Below are 14,778 nucleotides of genomic sequence, written 5' to 3'. Positions count from 1 at the left end.
CACAGCACGGCCGTCACCCGCAGGGGTGACGGCCGTGCGTGCTTTAACGTGGCACCTCATGAGCACGGGATCCGACGCCAGCAGCTCCGGCGACCAGCTGGAACTGCTCCGCGCCGCCACCCGGGGCCGTAAACCGAAACCGCCTGCCGCCGCAGCCGCCGAGCTGCCGGTCGGGCGGGTCACGGTAGACGTGCCGCTGCCTCACCTCGACCGGGTCTTCGACTACCTGGTGCCCGAGCCGATGTCCGCCGCAGCCCAGCCCGGCGTGCGCGTGCGGGTGCGTTTCGGCGGGCAGGACATCGAGGGCTATCTGCTCGAGCGCGTGGCCGAGACCGAGCACCAGGGCAAGCTGGCCCCACTGCGCCGGGTGGTCTCGCCCGAGCCGGTGCTCGTCCCATCGGTCCTGAAGCTCTGCCAGGCGGTCGCCGAGCGCTACGCAGGCAACCTCACCGACGTGCTGCGGCTGGCCGTGCCACCCCGCCACGCCCGGGTCGAGCAGGCCCCGCGCCCCGAACCGCTCGAGCCGCTCACCGGCCCGGTCGCGCCGCAGGGGTGGGAGAACTACCGCGCCGGCCCGGCCCTGCTGGCCCGCATCGCGGCCGGCGACGCACCCCGCGCGGTGTGGACGGCGCTGCCGGGCCGGGCCTGGTGCGAAGACCTGGCCACCCTCGTCCAGACCGCGCTGCACGCCGGGCGCGGCTCCTTGGTCGTGCTGCCCGACAAGCGCGACGTGGATGCGCTCGACCAGGTGCTCACCGAACGGCTCGGGGCCGGCCGCCACGCCCGGCTGGAGGCCGATCTCGGCCCGACCACGCGCTACCGCAACTTCCTGTCGCTGTCCCGGGGCGACGTCCGGGTGGCGATCGGGACCCGCGCCGCCGCCTTCGCCCCGGTGCACGACCTGGGGCTGGTGGCGATCTGGGACGACGGCGACGAGATGCACGCCGAGCCCCGCGCCCCCTACCCGCACGCCCGTGAGGTGCTGGCCGTGCGTGCCGAGCTCGAAGGGGCGGCCCTGGTGGCCGGCTCGTGGTCGCGCTCGGTCGAGTGCGCGGCCTGGCTGCGCACCGGCTGGGCCCGCCCGGTGGTGGCCGACCGTCAGGTGGTCCGAGGGGCCTGGCCCCGGATTCAGGTGGCGGCCACCGCCCTCGGCGGGCAGGACGACCCCTCGGCCCACGGCCGGCTGCCCAGCTCGGCCTGGCGGGCGATCAGCGACGGTCTGCGGCGCGGCCCGGTGCTGGTCCAGGTGCCGCGGGCCGGCTACCTGCCCGGCCTGGCCTGCCAGGACTGCCGGCACCCGGCCCGCTGCGGGCACTGCCACGGTCCGGTCGGTCTGCCCTCCTCGGGCCGGGCCTCCCGCGATCCCGACCAGGCCGCCCTGCCCGAGTGCCGCTGGTGCGGCCGGGTGGCCGCGGCCTGGCGCTGCGGCAACTGTCAGGGCCGCCGCCTGCGCGCCACCACGGTCGGGGTCGGGCGCACCGCCGAAGAGCTCGGGCAGGCGTTCTCCGGCGCCGCAGTGGTGGTGCCCCAGGCCGACGGGCCCACCCCTCACGTCCCGGCCAACGCACTGGTCGTGTCCACCCCGGGCATCGAACCCCCGGCCGAGGGCGGTTACGCCGCTGCGGTCCTGCTCGACGCCGGGCGCCTGCTCGAACGCCCGGATCTGCGCGCGAGCGAAGACGCCCTGAGACGCTGGCTGGGCGCCGCCGCCCAGGTGCGCCCATCGTCCTCTGGTGGTTCTGTGATCATCGCGGCCGATCCGCAGGCCCCGGCCGTGCAGGCGCTGGTCCGGATCGACCCGGGCACCCAGGCCGATCGCGAGCTCGACGAGCGCACCGAACTCGGTTTCCCGCCCGCGGTGGTGCTCGCCGACGTCACCGGCTCGGCCACGGCGGTCAACTCGCTCGTGCGCACGGCCCAGCTGCCCGAGGGCACGCAGACCCTGGGCCCCACCGAGATCTTCGAGGCCCCCGGCCCGCCCCGCCCGGAGTCCTCGAAGCCTCAGCCGGCCAAGCCGCAGCCCCGGCGCAGACTGCCCCGGCCCAGCCCGCAACTGGCCGGGCTGGAAGAGCCCTCCCCACCGCCGCAACCGGCCGAAGAGATCGACGAGACCCAGGTCAGGGTGTTGCTGCGGGCTCCCCGCCAGGAGCTCGCGGTGCTGGCCAAAGCCCTGCACGCAGCCGCGGCGATCCGTAGCTCCCGGCGGGAGCCCGGCGCCACCCGTATCCAGCTCGACCCGCTCAACCCGGGCTGACACCAGCCCAACGGCGCAGTCCGCAGCCCTCGCCAGGATCCTCCGACCGCCGTAGTGTCGTGGCAGAGGTGATGCCAGATGTCGGAGAGGGAGTTCCGGATCGCCTACGCGCCGGGACTGCGCCAGCTGCTGGGCGGACTCGGGTGTGGGCCCGCGACCAGTGGCGTCCGGGTGAGTCAGGACACCGTGCGGGTGTACCTGGGCTGGGCCTTTCAGGTCAGTATCCCGCGGTACGCCATCGCCGTGGTCGAGCCCGACGACCGCAGGGTGGTCAGTGTGGGCGTGCACGGCTGGCGGGGTACCTGGCTGGTCAACGGGAGCCGCCGCGACCTGGTCCGGATCCAGCTCGGCACCGGGGTCCACGCCCGGGTCCTGGGCCGGTCCGCGCCGCTCACCACCCTGCTGGTCAGCGTGGAGGAGCGGGACGAGTTCATCCACCTGATCCGGCCGCCCGGTCCCGGCCCGAACACCCCCCGGGTCGCCCGGGCCCGCCGGATCCGCCTGCCCTCCCCGAATCTCAAGCCGGTGCTCGGGCCCGGTCTGGCCGGGGCCCGTACGGCCGGCCGACAGGTCCGTTCCGGCTCCGCTCCCGAGCTTTTGCAGAGGCCGAACGCCTGACCCGTAGACTCGTGCGGTGCCTATCCAGACCATCCGACTGTTCGGTGACCCGGTGCTGCGCACCAAGGCCGAGCCGGTCGTCGATTTCGACCGTGAGCTGCGCACCCTGGTCAAGGACCTCGAGGACACGATGATGGACGCGCCGGGCGCCGGCCTGGCCGCTCCGCAGATCGGCGTCGGGCTGCGGGTGTTCACCTACTACGTCGACGGGCAGCTCGGGCACCTGATCAACCCCGACCTCGACCTGTCGGTCGAGGAGCAGGAGGGCGGCGAGGGCTGCCTGTCGCTGCCCGACCTGGTGTTCGACACCCGGCGCGCGCTGCGGGTCGTGGCCAAGGGCTTCGACCAGCACGGCGAGCCGGTCGAGATCGAGGGCAGCGAGCTGCTGGCCCGCTGCATCCAGCACGAGACCGACCACCTCGACGGCATCCTGTTCATCGACCGGCTCGACCGCGACACCCGCAAGCTGGCGCTGAAGGCGATCCGCGAGGCGGAGTGGAACGGCGCGGCCGCGCCGCAGGTCAAGGTCAGCCCGCACGCCACCTTCGGGCGAGCCATCTAGACGTCAGCGAGACATTCCCTTGCGCATCATCGTTGCGGGCACCCCCGAGGTCGCCCTGCCCCCGGCCGAGGCGATCCGCGCCTCCAGCCACGAGATCATCGCCGTCCTCACCCGGCCCGACGCGGTCTCCGGGCGGGGCCGTAAGGTCTCCCGCTCGCCCCTGGGCCAGTGGGCCGACGGGCACGGCATCCCCGTGTACCAGCCGGCCAGGCCCGGCGACCCGGAGTTCCTGGAGCAGCTGGAGCAGCTCGCTCCGGACTGTGTCGCGGTCATCGCCTACGGCGCGCTGGTTCCCCAGCGCGCGCTCGACATCCCGCGGCTCGGCTGGATCAACCTGCACTTCTCTGTGCTGCCGGCCTGGCGCGGCGCGGCCCCGGCGCAGCGCGCGCTGATGGCCGGTGACGAGGTCACCGGCGCGTCGGTCTTCCAGCTCGAGAAGGGCCTCGACACCGGGCCGGTCTACGGCGTGATGACGCAGACCATCCGTCCCCGCGACACCGCCGGCGACCTGCTGGACAAGCTCGCCGAGGGCGGGTCCGGGCTGATGGTCGCGGTGCTCGACGGCCTCGAGGCGGGGGAGATGGAGGCGCGGCCCCAGCCCGAGGAGGGGGTCTCGCTGGCGCCCAAGATCACGGTGGAGGAGGCCCGGGTCGACTGGACCCAGAACGCCGTCACGATCGACCGGCGGGTGCGTGGCTGCACTCCCGCCCCCGGTGCCTGGACCACGTTCCGCGGAGCGCGGCTCGGGCTCGGGCCGGTGGAGCCGCTCTCCGAGGAGGCCGAACCGCTGGCCCCGGGTGAGCTGCGGGTGCTGAAGAAGGCCGTGCACGTGGGTACGGCGACCGGTGCCGTGGCCCTCGGCGAGGTGCGCCCGGCGGGCAAGAAGGCCATGGCTGCGGTCGACTGGGCGCGCGGGGCGCGCCCGTCCGCCGGAGAACGGTTCGAGACTGAAGACGAGGCGGGCCTGGCTCCCAGCGCGGGTGCGGCTTCCGAGGGAGCATCGTGAGCAAGCAGGCCTCGGCTGGGCGGCCGTCCAACCCGCCCCGCCGCGCCGGCGGCAAACCCGGTCGCAGTGGCGGCCGCGACGCCGCGCAGCCGGGACGTACCCGCGAAGGTGCGGGCAGTCGTCCATCGGGTGGTCGTCCGGTCTCCGTCGACCCGGCCCGGAAGGTGGCGTACGAGACGCTGCGCGCGGTCACCGAGCGCGACGCCTACGCCAACCTGATCCTGCCCGGCATGCTGCGCCGCGCCCACCTGCGCGGGCGTGACGCGGGCCTGGCCACCGAGCTGGCCTACGGCGCCCTGCGGGGTCGCGGCAGCTACGACGCGATCATCGCCGGGGGCACCGACCGGCCGCTCGCCGAGATCGACCCGGCGGTGCTCGACGCGCTGCGCCTGGGCGTGCACCAGCTGCTGCACATGCGCGTCCCTCCGCACGCCGCCGTGTCCACCACGGTCGACCTGGTGCGCTCGGTCAGCGGCTCGGGCGCCTCCCGCTTCGCCAACGCCGTGCTGCGCCGGGTGGGCGAGCGCGACGAGGAGGAGTGGATGACACGGGTCGCTCCTGACCCGGCCACGAACCCCGACGGCAACCTGTCCGTGCGCTACTCCCACCCCGAGTGGATCGTGCGCGCGCTGCGTGACGCCCTGCGGGGCAGCGGCCGCCCGGCCGAGGAACTTCCGGCCCTGCTCGCCGCCCACAACGCCCGGCCGGCGGTGGCGGCGGCGGCACTGCCCGGTCTGTCCGACGTGGACGAGCTGACCGACGGCCCGCACGCCCAGGCCGGCCTGCTCTCGCCGGTCGCGGCCGTGCTCAAGGGGGCGCCGGACGACGTGGCCGCGATCCGCCAGGGCCGGGCCCGGGTGCAGGACGAGGGCAGCCAGCTGGTCGCCCTGGCCGCCGCCAACGCGGCCACCACCGGCACCGACCGGGGCATCTGGCTCGACCTGTGCGCCGGCCCGGGAGGCAAGGCCGCACTGCTGGCCGCGCTGCTGGCCGAACGCCACGCGGCCGGTCTGGTCGGCGACGACGCGGAGCTGGTGGCGGTCGAGGCGGCCGAGCACCGGGCCGGTCTGGTGCAGCAGTCGCTGGCCGCCGTCCGGGCCGCCTACGACGTGCGGGTGCGCGACGGGCGCACCGTCGGCGAGGCCGAACCGGGCCGCTACGACCGGGTTCTGGTCGATGTGCCGTGCACCGGGCTGGGCGCGCTGCGCCGTCGCCCGGAGTCGCGCTGGCGGCGCACCCCGGCCGACCTCACCTCGCTGGCCCCGCTGCAGCGCGCCCTGCTGGAGTCGGCGCTGGCCGCGGTCCGCCCCGGCGGCGTGGTGGCCTACGCCACCTGCTCGCCGCACCCGGCCGAGACCCGGCTGGTGGTCGAGGACGTGCTGCGGGGGCGGGACGACGTGGAGCGCCTGGACTCGCCCGGGGTGCTGCGCGACCTGATCGGCTCGCGCCGCCTGCCCGACCACGACGACCTGATGCTGGGGGAGGGGCCGGACGTGCAGCTGTGGACGCATCTGCACGGCACCGACTCGATGTACCTGTCGCTGCTGCGCCGGCGGAGCTGAGCCGGCGCGGCTGAGCCGGTCAGGCCGGTGGCGCCTCGCCGTCCAGGCCGAAACTGATGATCCGGCGCGGGTGCACCCGGATCAGCGGCCGGGTGGTGCCGTCCTCACCGGGCACGTCGGTCAGCGCCTCGGCCGTTCCCCGGATCTCCACCATCCGGACCGCCCACGGATCGGTCGAGGCGATGTCGTCCACCACCAGCGAGACCGCCGGGTTGTGCAGGACGTTGCGGAACTTGCGCGACTCGGCCAGGTTCCAGCCGCCGATGTCGATGGTGCCCAGTTCGGCGTTGTGGGCGAAGCCGACCGGGCTGTTCTGCGGGGCGTTCCGGCTGTCGACCGTGGCCAGCCGGCCCAGGGTCTGGGTGGCCAGGTAGGCCAGGATCTGCGGGGTCAGTTCGTCGGCGGCCTTCTCGGGGCGTGTCGAAGCACTCATGCGGTGATCCTCGGAGCTGAAGCGCGCTTGAGGTCAAGAGCGCACTAGGCTCGGCCCGTGGGCATCCAGATCTCTCCCAGCATCCTGAACTCCGACTTCTCCCGGATCGGCGAGGAACTCGGGCGGATCTCCAGCGCCGACTGGGCGCACGTCGACGTGATGGACAACCATTTCGTCCCCAACCTCACCCTCGGCCTGCCGGTGGTGGAGTCGCTGCTGAAGGTCTCGCCGATCCCGGTGGACTGCCACCTGATGATCGAGGACCCGGACCGCTGGGCCCCGGCCTTCGCCGAGGCCGGTGCGCAGAGCGTGACCTTCCACGCCGAGGCCGCCGCCGCCCCGATCCGGCTCGCCCGTGAGCTGCGTAAGCAGAACGCGCGGGCCGGGCTCGCGGTGAAGCCCACCACCGCGATCGAGCCCTACCTCGAGCTCCTGCCCGAGCTGGACATGCTGCTGATCATGACGGTCGAGCCCGGGTTCGGCGGCCAGCCGTTCCTGGAGTCGATGCTGCCCAAGATCCGCCGCACCCGGCAGGCGGTCGGCGCCGCCGGGCTGGACGTCTGGATCCAGGTCGACGGGGGAGTGTCCGCGGCCACCATCGAGCGCTGCGCCGAGGCCGGGGCCGACGTGTTCGTGGCCGGCTCGGCGGTCTACGGCGCCGAGGACGCGGCGGCCAGCATCGCCGAGCTGCGTGAGCTGGCGGCGAAGGCCTGCTGAACGGGTTGTGATCCGCGCTACCCAGCACCTCCCGTTCCCGGGAACAAGGTTGGGTGGCAGACTGTTGGCCAGATCGGTGCCCCAGGTGGGTACCGCGAATACAGGCAAGCGTGCTCCGGGGTCGGTGTAATTCCGAGCCGGCGGTTATAGTCCGCGACCCGTCCGTCGAACCTGGCGGCCGGTTGATCTGGTGGAATTCCAGGACCGACGGTGAAAGTCCGGATGGGAGGCAGCACGCGGTGTTCGTCGGCGATTCCCTCGGGGAGGCGCTGTCGTGCACCGGATGACGCTCATTGGTCCTGACCGGCCGGTGCTGCTCGCGTCGTGAACCCCCGGAGCCCGCGAATCGCGTGGCGGGAGGGTCACAGATGTTCACCGGCATCGTCGAGGAGCTGGGTCAGGTCGTCGAGCTCGTCCCCGGGCAGGATTCCGCCCGGGTCACCGTGCGGGGCCCGGTGGTGACGTCCGACGCCGTCCCCGGTGCGTCCATCGCGGTCAACGGCGTCTGTCTCACCGTGGTCGAACTGGCCGGTGACACGTTCACCGCCGACGTCATGGCCGAGACCCTCCGCCGCAGCTCACTGCGCACCGCCGTCCCCGGGGCCCGGGTCAACCTCGAGCGCCCCCTGCAGGCCAACGGCCGGTTCGGCGGGCACGTCGTCCAGGGTCACGTGGACGGCACCGGCACCGTGCTCGAGCGCGTCCCCGGAGACCACTGGGAGCTGGTCCGGGTGGCGGTCGGCGCCGACCTGTCCCGTTACGTGGTGGCCAAGGGCTCGATCACGCTCGACGGCGTCTCCCTCACGGTGGCCGAGCTCACCGATCTGGCCCCGGGGGAGGGCAGCGTGGTCACGGTGTCGCTGATCCCCGAGACCCTGGCCCGCACCACGCTCGGCCACCGTGCGGTCGGTGAGCCGGTGAACATCGAGGTGGACGTGCTGGCCAAGTACGTGGAACGGCTGAACCACCTCCAGACCCCGCTCCAGACCCCCCGGACCACGGAAGAGACGGTGGCAGCACGATGAGCAGCGACCTGCAGGAGATCAGCTGGGACGAGGCCGCCCTGGCCGGCGAGATCCACCTCGACCCGGTGGAGAAGGCGATCGAGGCGCTGCGCTCCGGCCTGCCGGTGCTCGTCGTCGACGACGCCGACCGGGAGAACGAGGGCGACGTCATCATGGCCGCCGTCCACGCCTCGCCGGAGTGGGTGGGCTGGACCATCCGGCACACCTCGGGCGTGCTGTGCGCGCCGATGCCCGACGAACGGGCCGACGCGCTGAAGCTGCCGCACATGGTCGAGCGCAACGAGGAGTCGATGCGCACCGCCTACACCGTCTCGGTGGACGCGCGTTCCGGCATCGCCACCGGCATCAGCGCCGCCGACCGCTCGGTCACGCTGCGCCTGCTGGCCGACGGGCAGACCGTGCCCGAGGACCTGGTGCGTCCCGGCCACGTGTTCCCGCTGCGCGCCCGGGCGGGTGGCGTGCTGCAGCGCCGCGGTCACACCGAGGCCGCGGTCGACCTGTGCGAGCTGGCCGGTCTGCCCCCGGTCGGGGTGCTCGCCGAGGTGGTCGAGGACGCCGGCCCGGTGACCCGGCTGCCGGGCCTGCGCGCCCTCGCCGACGAGTTCGGCCTGCCGCTGATCAGCATCGAGGACCTGGTCGCCTACCGCCGCGAGCACCCGGCCGTCGAGCCGGAGGCGCCGGTGCAGGCGCCGCCCCGGGTGCGCCGGGTGGCGGACAGTCTTCTGCCGACCAGCCACGGCGACTTCCGGGCGATCGCCTACCGGGACATGCTCACCGGACACGAGCACGTGGCCCTGGTCGCCGGGAAGCCGGCGGCGGCCGGTGCCCTGGTGCGGGTGCACTCCGAGTGCCTCACCGGCGACGCCTTCGGCTCCAGCCGGTGCGACTGCGGTCCCCAGCTGGCCGCGGCGATGGAGCAGGTGGCGGCCGAAGGGGGCGTGGTGGTCTACCTGCGCGGCCACGAGGGCCGGGGGATCGGCCTGCTGGCCAAGCTCACCGCCTACCAGCTGCAGGACGCCGGCCTCGACACGGTCGCCGCGAACACCGCCCAGGGCCTGCCCGCCGACGCCCGTGAGTACGGCGCCGCCGCGGCGGTGCTGGACGACCTCGGCCTGGACTCGATCCGCCTGCTCACCAACAACCCGGCCAAGCTCACCGGGCTGGCCGAGCACGGCATCACGGTGACCGAGCGGATCGGCCTGCAGGTCGGGCTGAACCGGCACAACCAGGCCTACCTGGCCAGCAAGCGGGACCTGATGGGTCACCAGCTCGACGCGATCTGACGCACGGCCGAACCGAAGGAGAGAAAAGATGAGTGGCGAGGGCTCGCCGACGATCACGGTGGACGGCTCGCAGGTGCGGGTCGGCCTGGTCTACGCCGGATGGCACGAGCAGGTGATGAACGGCCTGGTCGACGGCGCCCGCCGGGGCCTGGCCGAGGCCGGGGTGAAGGACGTGGTGGAGATCGCCGTGCCCGGCACCTTCGAGCTGCCGGTGGCCGCGGCCCGGCTGGCCGCCTCCGGGGTGGACGCCGTGGTCGCGCTGGGCGTGGTGGTGCGCGGGGGCACGCCGCACTTCGACTACGTCTGCCTGGCGGCGACCAACGGGCTTACGGACGTCAGTGTGCGCACCGGGGTCCCGGTGGGTTTCGGGGTGCTCACCTGCGACACGATCGAGCAGGCCCTGGACCGCGCCGGCATCGAGGGCTCGCACGAGGACAAGGGGCACGAGGCGGCCACCGCGGCCGTTGCGGCCGCCGCCGCCCTCCGCGACCTGCCCTCTCCGGTGCCGGCCTGACGTTACCCAGCCACAAACGTCCTTAAGTTGTTGGGCGTTACGGGACCACAGACGTCCTCAAGCCGTACGTCTGTGGTCCCGGCTGTCCGCTGCGCCGAGGAGCCCGGCTAGTCTCATGGCCGTGAAGACGTTCGATGACCTGTTCGCCGAGTTGACCCTGCGTGCCCAGACCCGTCCGGAGGGTTCCGGCACGGTGGCGGCCCTGGACGCAGGTGTGCACAGCATCGGCAAGAAGGTGGTCGAGGAGGCCGCCGAGGTGTGGATGGCGGCCGAGTACGAGTCGGACGAGCGCACCGCCGAGGAGATCTCCCAGCTCCTGTACCACCTGCAGGTGATGATGATCGCCAAGGGCATCGGGCTCGACGACGTGTACAAGCACCTGTGACCGTGACCGACCGGGTGGCCGAGCTGCACCGGCCCTTCGTCTCCCGCCGGGGCCGGCTGGCGGCCTGGGTGATGGGCGTCGGGCAGGCCCTGGCGATCGGCGCCTGGGCGTTGCTGCTGCCCTGGTCCGGGCCCGATCCGGTGGGCATCTGGGACCGGCTCGGCATGATCGGCGTGGCCGGCTTCATCGGCTGGGGGATGAGCCGGTTCGGCGGGGTGCGGGCCACGCCCGGGCCGGACGGCCTGACCGTGCGCAACATCCTGCTGACCCGGAAGCTGAGCTGGTCCGAGATCGAGGACGTGCACTACGCGGGCAGCGACCCGTGGGTCACCCTGGCCACCGCCGACGGTGACCCGGTGGCGGTGATGGCGATCCAGCGGGCCGACGGGGCCCCGGCCCAGGCCGAGGCCGAACGTCTGGCCACGCTGGTCGCCTACCACCACCGTTCCTAGTTCCTAGGTCTCCTGGTTCCGGCGGGCGGCGGCCCGGTCGGCGTGTCCGAGCGCGTGGCCGGGGGCGGCGATGTCCCGCACCCGGCGCTTGAGCTCGACGATGTCGGGTGTGCCCCCGTCGGCCTTGCGGTCCCACACCAGGGTCTCGCCCACGTGCACCTGGAAGATGCCTCCGGTGCCGGGAACCAGGGCCACCTCGGTCAGTTCGGTGCCGAACGTCTGCAACAGCTCCTGGGCCACCCAGGCCGCTCGCAGCAGCCAGTTGCACTGCGTGCAGTAGGTGACTGAGACCCGGCCGGCCATCACTCGGCGTCCGTGAGGGCCGCGTCCACCGCGCTCTTCAGCGAGGCTGCGTCGAGGTTCTCCAGCGCGGTGCCGTTCACCTGCACGGTCGGGGTGCCCGAGACACCGGCCTTCGAGGAGGCCTCGGTGACCCGCGCGGTCCAGCCCTCGTAGGTGAGATCCTCCACGGCAGTGCGGATCTCGGCCTCGGAGGCACCGGCCTGCACCGCGTAGTCGATCAGCTGGTCGTCGGTCAGGCCGGCGCCGCCCTCGGCCGGCTGGTTCTCGAACAGCAGGTTGTGGAACTCCAGGAACGCGTCGGGCGCCGAGTTCACCACTGCGGCCGCGGCGTTCAGCGAACGGGTGGAGTACTTGTCGGTGGAGGCCGAGTCGAGGAAGGCGATGGGGCGGTACTGGACCTGCACGTCGCCGGCGGCCACCCAGTCGGCCAGCTGTTCCCGGTTGGCGGCCTCGAACTGGGCGCAGTACGGGCACTGGAAGTCCTCGTAGATCACGATCTTGACCGGCGCGCTGTCCGGGCCGTCGACGATCGAGTTGTCCGAGCCGATGTTGGCCGGGGTCGCCGCACTGGAGGTGGCGTCGTCCCGGCGGGTGTTCTGGACCACCACGAAGACGCTGACGATCACCACCACCAGCACTGCCACCACGCTGCCGACCACCAGGGTGCGCCGTCTGGCCTCGGCCTTCGCCGTGTCGGCCCGCAACTGCGCGACCTTGGCCTGGCGGGCTTCCCGGGTCGAGCGTCCGCTCGTCATGTCTGTGCCTCTCGCTCTGCTTCTACTGCTGGTGCCGGTTCTCGCGGCCGGGAACGGTCTCGGCCGCGGTGTCCTCGTCGTCGAAGTCGTCGCCCGGCCCGTCCGGCTCCCCGTCCGGCCCTCGGTCCGGCTCTGCAGTCGGAGAGAGGCCGAGCTTCTCGTCGAGGGCGAACCGGCCCGGGCCGAGGCGGACGAGGGCGGCGCAGGCGAGCATGATCGCCCCGTTGAGCAGCAGTTCCCGCACGTAGCCGGGCGTCGGGTTGCTGGTGAACCCGCTGTTGCCGAAGCAGCCGCACTCGATCTGCAGACCGCGCGCCCAGGCCGAGGCCACCCCGGCGAAGAACGCCAGGCTCACCAGCCCGGTCAGCACCGCGGTGAACCGGGTGAGCAGACCGGCGAGCAGCAGGGCACCCAGGATCAGCTCCACCACCGGCAGGGCCGAGCCGACCGTCGGCACGACCGCCTCGGGCAGCAGCTGGTAGTTGCGCACCGACCGGATGGTGTCGTCGATGTCCTGGATCTTGGCCCAGCCGGTGTACAGGAACACCCCGGCGACGAGCACCCGGAGCACCGGCCCAACCCAGCGTGATCGTGCGGCCGTAGTGAAATTCGTTCCCCACCTGGACACGCGGTCAGCGTAGACCCGGACCCTGGACGCACCCTGGAAGGAACGTGAGAGCTGCCCGGTCCCGGGGTCGTTCACGGGCGAAATAGGCCCGTTCCTGTGCCGCCCAGCGTTCCCAGTGGGGCCGATAGCCCTCCCCGTCCCGGGCCATCGCCCGGCCATGGCGCACCTGCTCAGGGGCGTCCACGAAGACCAGAGCAGAAATTGAGGACGAGGCGGCGCGGGTCCCGGAGCCCACTCCCTCGACGATGGTCACCAGTTTGCTGGGCACTACGTCCCGATCCGGGCCATAGCGGTCACGGGTCCAGTCCCACCGCGCGAATTCGGCCGGCTCACCGCGCAGCAGCGGGGGGAGTACCTCGGTGGCCAGCCGCTCGGTGGCGGCTTCCAGACCGTCCCACCCGGGGTACAGGTCCTCCATCCGCACCAGGGCCGCCGTCCCTTCCAGGGCAGCCACCAACTGGTCGGCCAGAGTCGACTTCCCGGAGCCGCTCGGTCCGTCCACCGCCAGCACGGTGGTGCTGGCTCCGTCGGCCCGGGTACGGGCCGCAGCGACCAGACGCAGCAGGTGGCCGACGTACTCCTCCGGCCACAGCCGTTGCTCGGGGCTCATCCGGCGGACACTACGCTGTCGGTCGTGCCGGTTGCCGTGCGAGTCATTCCCTGTCTGGACGTCGACGCCGGGCGCGTCGTCAAGGGCGTCAACTTCGAGGGGCTGCGGGACGCCGGTGACCCGGTCGAGCTCGCCGCCCGCTACGACGCCGAGGGCGCCGACGAGCTGACCTTCCTCGACGTGACCGCCTCCTCGGGGGGCCGCGAGACGATGTACGAGGTGGTCTCCCGCACCGCCGAGCAGGTGTTCATCCCGCTGACCGTGGGGGGCGGGGTGCGCTCGGTCGACGACGTCGACCGGCTGCTGCGCGCAGGGGCCGACAAGGTCGGGGTCAACACCGCGGCGATCCAGCGGCCCGAGCTGCTGGCCGAGGTGGCGCACCGGTTCGGCGCCCAGGTGCTCACGCTGTCGGTGGACGCCCGGCGGTGCCCGCCCGGCACGGTGACGCCGTCCGGGTTCGAGGTGACCACGCACGGCGGGCGCCGGGGCACCGGCATCGACGCGGTCGACTGGGCCGCTCGCGGGGCCGAGCTGGGCGCCGGGGAGATCCTGCTGAACTCGATGGACGCCGACGGCACCCGTAACGGCTTCGACCTGGAGCTGCTGCGCCTGGTGCGCGACGAGGTCGGCGTACCGCTGATCGCCAGCGGCGGGGCCGGCGCGCTCGAGCACTTCCCGCCGGCCGTGGCGGTGGGTGCCGACGCGGTGCTGGCCGCGAGCGTCTTCCATTTCCAGCAGCTGACCATCGGCGACGTGAAGGACACGCTGCGGGCGAGCGGGGTCCCGGTCCGCTAGGTCGTGTTCTGTAAGTCCATGCCTACTGCCGGGCACCTCCTCGCTACGGCAGCGACTTACAAGACGCGCCCTGGGCCGGGTCTGGCGCGAGTCCGTGCCTGCGGCCGGCCCGGGGGCGGTTCTCAGGTGCGCATCGGGGCCTCGCGGAACCGGGCCACGGCGTCCTCGGGGCCCAGGATGTCGATCTGCGCCTGGTCCTTCCGGCCGAAGATGTAGAGGGCGAGTTCGCCGGGCTCACCGCGCAGGACGACGCCCGGGCCCTCCCGCCGCAGCACCGGCACCGGCTCACCGCCGGGCACCTGCAGGCTGACGGCGACCGGGGAGCGGCGCATCAGGGCCTTGACGAACGGGCTGGTCACGTTCTTCCAGATCGCCGCCTGCCGGTCCGAGGGCAGCTTGCGCGGGGCCCAGCCCTCGCCCGCGCGGCGTACGTCCTCGCAGTGCACGAAGTGCTCGAGCAGGTTGGCCAGCCCGTCGACCTTGGGCAGGGCGAAGGGGCTGGTCCGCGCCGGGCCGTTGCGGAAGGTGCTGACCAGGTCCGGATAGGGCCGCCCGGCGACCGCCGCCTCCTGGCGCTGCGACCACTCGCGCAGCGGCGCGATCGCGCCCGCCACCCGCAGGTGCGGCCGGTTCTCCCGGACCACCAGGTGCACTGCGAGGTCGGTGGTGGTCCAGCCGGCGCAGAGGGTGGGGGCGCCGGGGCCGGCCTCGGTCAGGGCGTCGGCCAGAGCCTGGCGCTCGGCTGCGGAATGCGAGGGCATGCGCTCACCTTGACACAGGAGGCGGCCACTCCTCGACGTGGCGTTGTGCCCCCTTGCGTCCCCTTCGGGGCGGCCGGTGGGGGTGCCGCGTCCGACCCGGTTCTGTCGGTGGTGC

Annotated in this window: 18 protein-coding genes and 1 riboswitch; of the genes, 12 read left to right on the top strand and 6 right to left on the bottom strand. The window is 73.2% G+C overall.

The window, feature by feature from the left end; all coding sequences use genetic code 11:
- Positions 1 to 58 precede the first annotated feature (58 nt).
- The 5 genes from QSK18_RS21190 (at position 59) to QSK18_RS21170 (ending at position 6,002) form a co-directional block, all read left to right on the top strand.
- On the top strand, positions 59 to 2,254 hold the full coding sequence (locus tag QSK18_RS21190; RefSeq protein ID WP_232815172.1) for a primosomal protein N': 2,196 nt from the start codon (positions 59 to 61) through the stop codon (positions 2,252 to 2,254).
- Between the two features lie 78 nt (positions 2,255 to 2,332).
- Positions 2,333 to 2,872, top strand: coding sequence for a hypothetical protein (locus QSK18_RS21185; protein WP_232815171.1), 540 nt, complete (start codon positions 2,333 to 2,335; stop codon positions 2,870 to 2,872).
- Positions 2,873 to 2,888: 16 nt separating this feature from the next.
- Positions 2,889 to 3,434: a peptide deformylase gene (gene def, locus QSK18_RS21180; protein ID WP_232815170.1), complete on the top strand. Its 546-nt coding sequence runs from the start codon at positions 2,889 to 2,891 to the stop codon at positions 3,432 to 3,434.
- A 19-nt stretch (positions 3,435 to 3,453) separates the two neighbouring features.
- On the top strand, positions 3,454 to 4,440 hold the full coding sequence (gene fmt / locus QSK18_RS21175; RefSeq protein WP_232815169.1) for a methionyl-tRNA formyltransferase: 987 nt from the start codon (positions 3,454 to 3,456) through the stop codon (positions 4,438 to 4,440).
- Positions 4,437 to 6,002, top strand: a complete 1,566-nt coding sequence (locus tag QSK18_RS21170; RefSeq protein WP_232815168.1) for an RsmB/NOP family class I SAM-dependent RNA methyltransferase — start codon at positions 4,437 to 4,439, stop codon at positions 6,000 to 6,002. Before fmt ends, QSK18_RS21170 begins: the two co-directional genes overlap by 4 nt.
- 19 nt (positions 6,003 to 6,021) lie before the next feature.
- Here QSK18_RS21170 and QSK18_RS21165 read toward each other — a convergent pair whose 3' ends face one another.
- Positions 6,022 to 6,435: a PPOX class F420-dependent oxidoreductase gene (locus QSK18_RS21165; RefSeq protein ID WP_232815167.1), complete on the bottom strand. Its 414-nt coding sequence runs from the start codon at positions 6,433 to 6,435 to the stop codon at positions 6,022 to 6,024.
- Between the two features lie 57 nt (positions 6,436 to 6,492).
- Between QSK18_RS21165 and rpe the strand changes: the two genes are divergently transcribed.
- The 6 genes from rpe (at position 6,493) to QSK18_RS21135 (ending at position 10,811) form a co-directional block, all read left to right on the top strand.
- The gene (gene rpe / locus QSK18_RS21160) at positions 6,493 to 7,152 is read left to right on the top strand and encodes a ribulose-phosphate 3-epimerase (RefSeq protein WP_232815166.1); all 660 of its coding nucleotides are present in this window, start codon (positions 6,493 to 6,495) and stop codon (positions 7,150 to 7,152) included.
- 106 nt (positions 7,153 to 7,258) lie between these two features.
- Positions 7,259 to 7,392, top strand: a riboswitch (FMN riboswitch).
- A gap of 128 nt (positions 7,393 to 7,520) precedes the next feature.
- Complete coding sequence (locus QSK18_RS21155; RefSeq protein WP_232815165.1) at positions 7,521 to 8,177, top strand: riboflavin synthase; 657 nt, start codon at positions 7,521 to 7,523, stop codon at positions 8,175 to 8,177.
- Positions 8,174 to 9,460, top strand: coding sequence for a bifunctional 3,4-dihydroxy-2-butanone-4-phosphate synthase/GTP cyclohydrolase II (locus tag QSK18_RS21150; protein ID WP_232815164.1), 1,287 nt, complete (start codon positions 8,174 to 8,176; stop codon positions 9,458 to 9,460). Before QSK18_RS21155 ends, QSK18_RS21150 begins: the two co-directional genes overlap by 4 nt.
- A gap of 28 nt (positions 9,461 to 9,488) precedes the next feature.
- Positions 9,489 to 9,974 (top strand): 6,7-dimethyl-8-ribityllumazine synthase, encoded by a 486-nt coding sequence (gene ribH / locus QSK18_RS21145; protein ID WP_232815163.1) that lies wholly within the window; start codon positions 9,489 to 9,491, stop codon positions 9,972 to 9,974.
- Between the two features lie 121 nt (positions 9,975 to 10,095).
- A complete protein-coding gene (locus QSK18_RS21140) occupies positions 10,096 to 10,359 on the top strand; it encodes a phosphoribosyl-ATP diphosphatase (protein WP_285622219.1) in 264 nt (87 codons plus the stop codon).
- A gap of 2 nt (positions 10,360 to 10,361) precedes the next feature.
- Complete coding sequence (locus tag QSK18_RS21135; protein ID WP_285622218.1) at positions 10,362 to 10,811, top strand: PH domain-containing protein; 450 nt, start codon at positions 10,362 to 10,364, stop codon at positions 10,809 to 10,811.
- Positions 10,812 to 10,814: 3 nt separating this feature from the next.
- Here the strand turns inward: QSK18_RS21135 and QSK18_RS21130 are convergent, their stop codons facing one another.
- Genes QSK18_RS21130 through QSK18_RS21115 form a run of 4 tightly spaced genes read right to left on the bottom strand, consistent with a single transcriptional unit; the run spans position 10,815 to position 13,107 of the window.
- Positions 10,815 to 11,114 carry an Rdx family protein gene (locus tag QSK18_RS21130; protein WP_232815160.1) on the bottom strand — a complete coding sequence of 100 codons (300 nt, stop codon included), beginning with the start codon at positions 11,112 to 11,114 and terminating at the stop codon, positions 10,815 to 10,817.
- On the bottom strand, positions 11,114 to 11,869 hold the full coding sequence (locus QSK18_RS21125; RefSeq protein WP_232815159.1) for a DsbA family protein: 756 nt from the start codon (positions 11,867 to 11,869) through the stop codon (positions 11,114 to 11,116). The genes QSK18_RS21130 and QSK18_RS21125 overlap by 1 nt, the downstream gene beginning before the upstream one ends.
- A gap of 22 nt (positions 11,870 to 11,891) precedes the next feature.
- On the bottom strand, positions 11,892 to 12,497 hold the full coding sequence (locus QSK18_RS21120; protein ID WP_332879958.1) for a MauE/DoxX family redox-associated membrane protein: 606 nt from the start codon (positions 12,495 to 12,497) through the stop codon (positions 11,892 to 11,894).
- Positions 12,498 to 12,501: 4 nt separating this feature from the next.
- Positions 12,502 to 13,107 (bottom strand): nucleoside/nucleotide kinase family protein, encoded by a 606-nt coding sequence (locus tag QSK18_RS21115; protein WP_232815157.1) that lies wholly within the window; start codon positions 13,105 to 13,107, stop codon positions 12,502 to 12,504.
- Positions 13,108 to 13,131: 24 nt separating this feature from the next.
- Between QSK18_RS21115 and hisF the strand changes: the two genes are divergently transcribed.
- Positions 13,132 to 13,902 carry an imidazole glycerol phosphate synthase subunit HisF gene (gene hisF, locus QSK18_RS21110; protein WP_232815156.1) on the top strand — a complete coding sequence of 257 codons (771 nt, stop codon included), beginning with the start codon at positions 13,132 to 13,134 and terminating at the stop codon, positions 13,900 to 13,902.
- Positions 13,903 to 14,024: 122 nt separating this feature from the next.
- Here the strand turns inward: hisF and QSK18_RS21105 are convergent, their stop codons facing one another.
- Positions 14,025 to 14,663 carry a TIGR03085 family metal-binding protein gene (locus tag QSK18_RS21105; RefSeq protein WP_285622205.1) on the bottom strand — a complete coding sequence of 213 codons (639 nt, stop codon included), beginning with the start codon at positions 14,661 to 14,663 and terminating at the stop codon, positions 14,025 to 14,027.
- Positions 14,664 to 14,778: the final 115 nt, after the last annotated feature.

Source organism: Kineosporia sp. NBRC 101677, from assembly GCF_030269265.1.
Taxonomy (GTDB): domain Bacteria; phylum Actinomycetota; class Actinomycetes; order Actinomycetales; family Kineosporiaceae; genus Kineosporia; species Kineosporia rhizophila.
The sequence above is the reverse complement of the archived record's forward strand: the minus strand, read 5'-3'. Positions and strand labels throughout refer to the sequence as shown.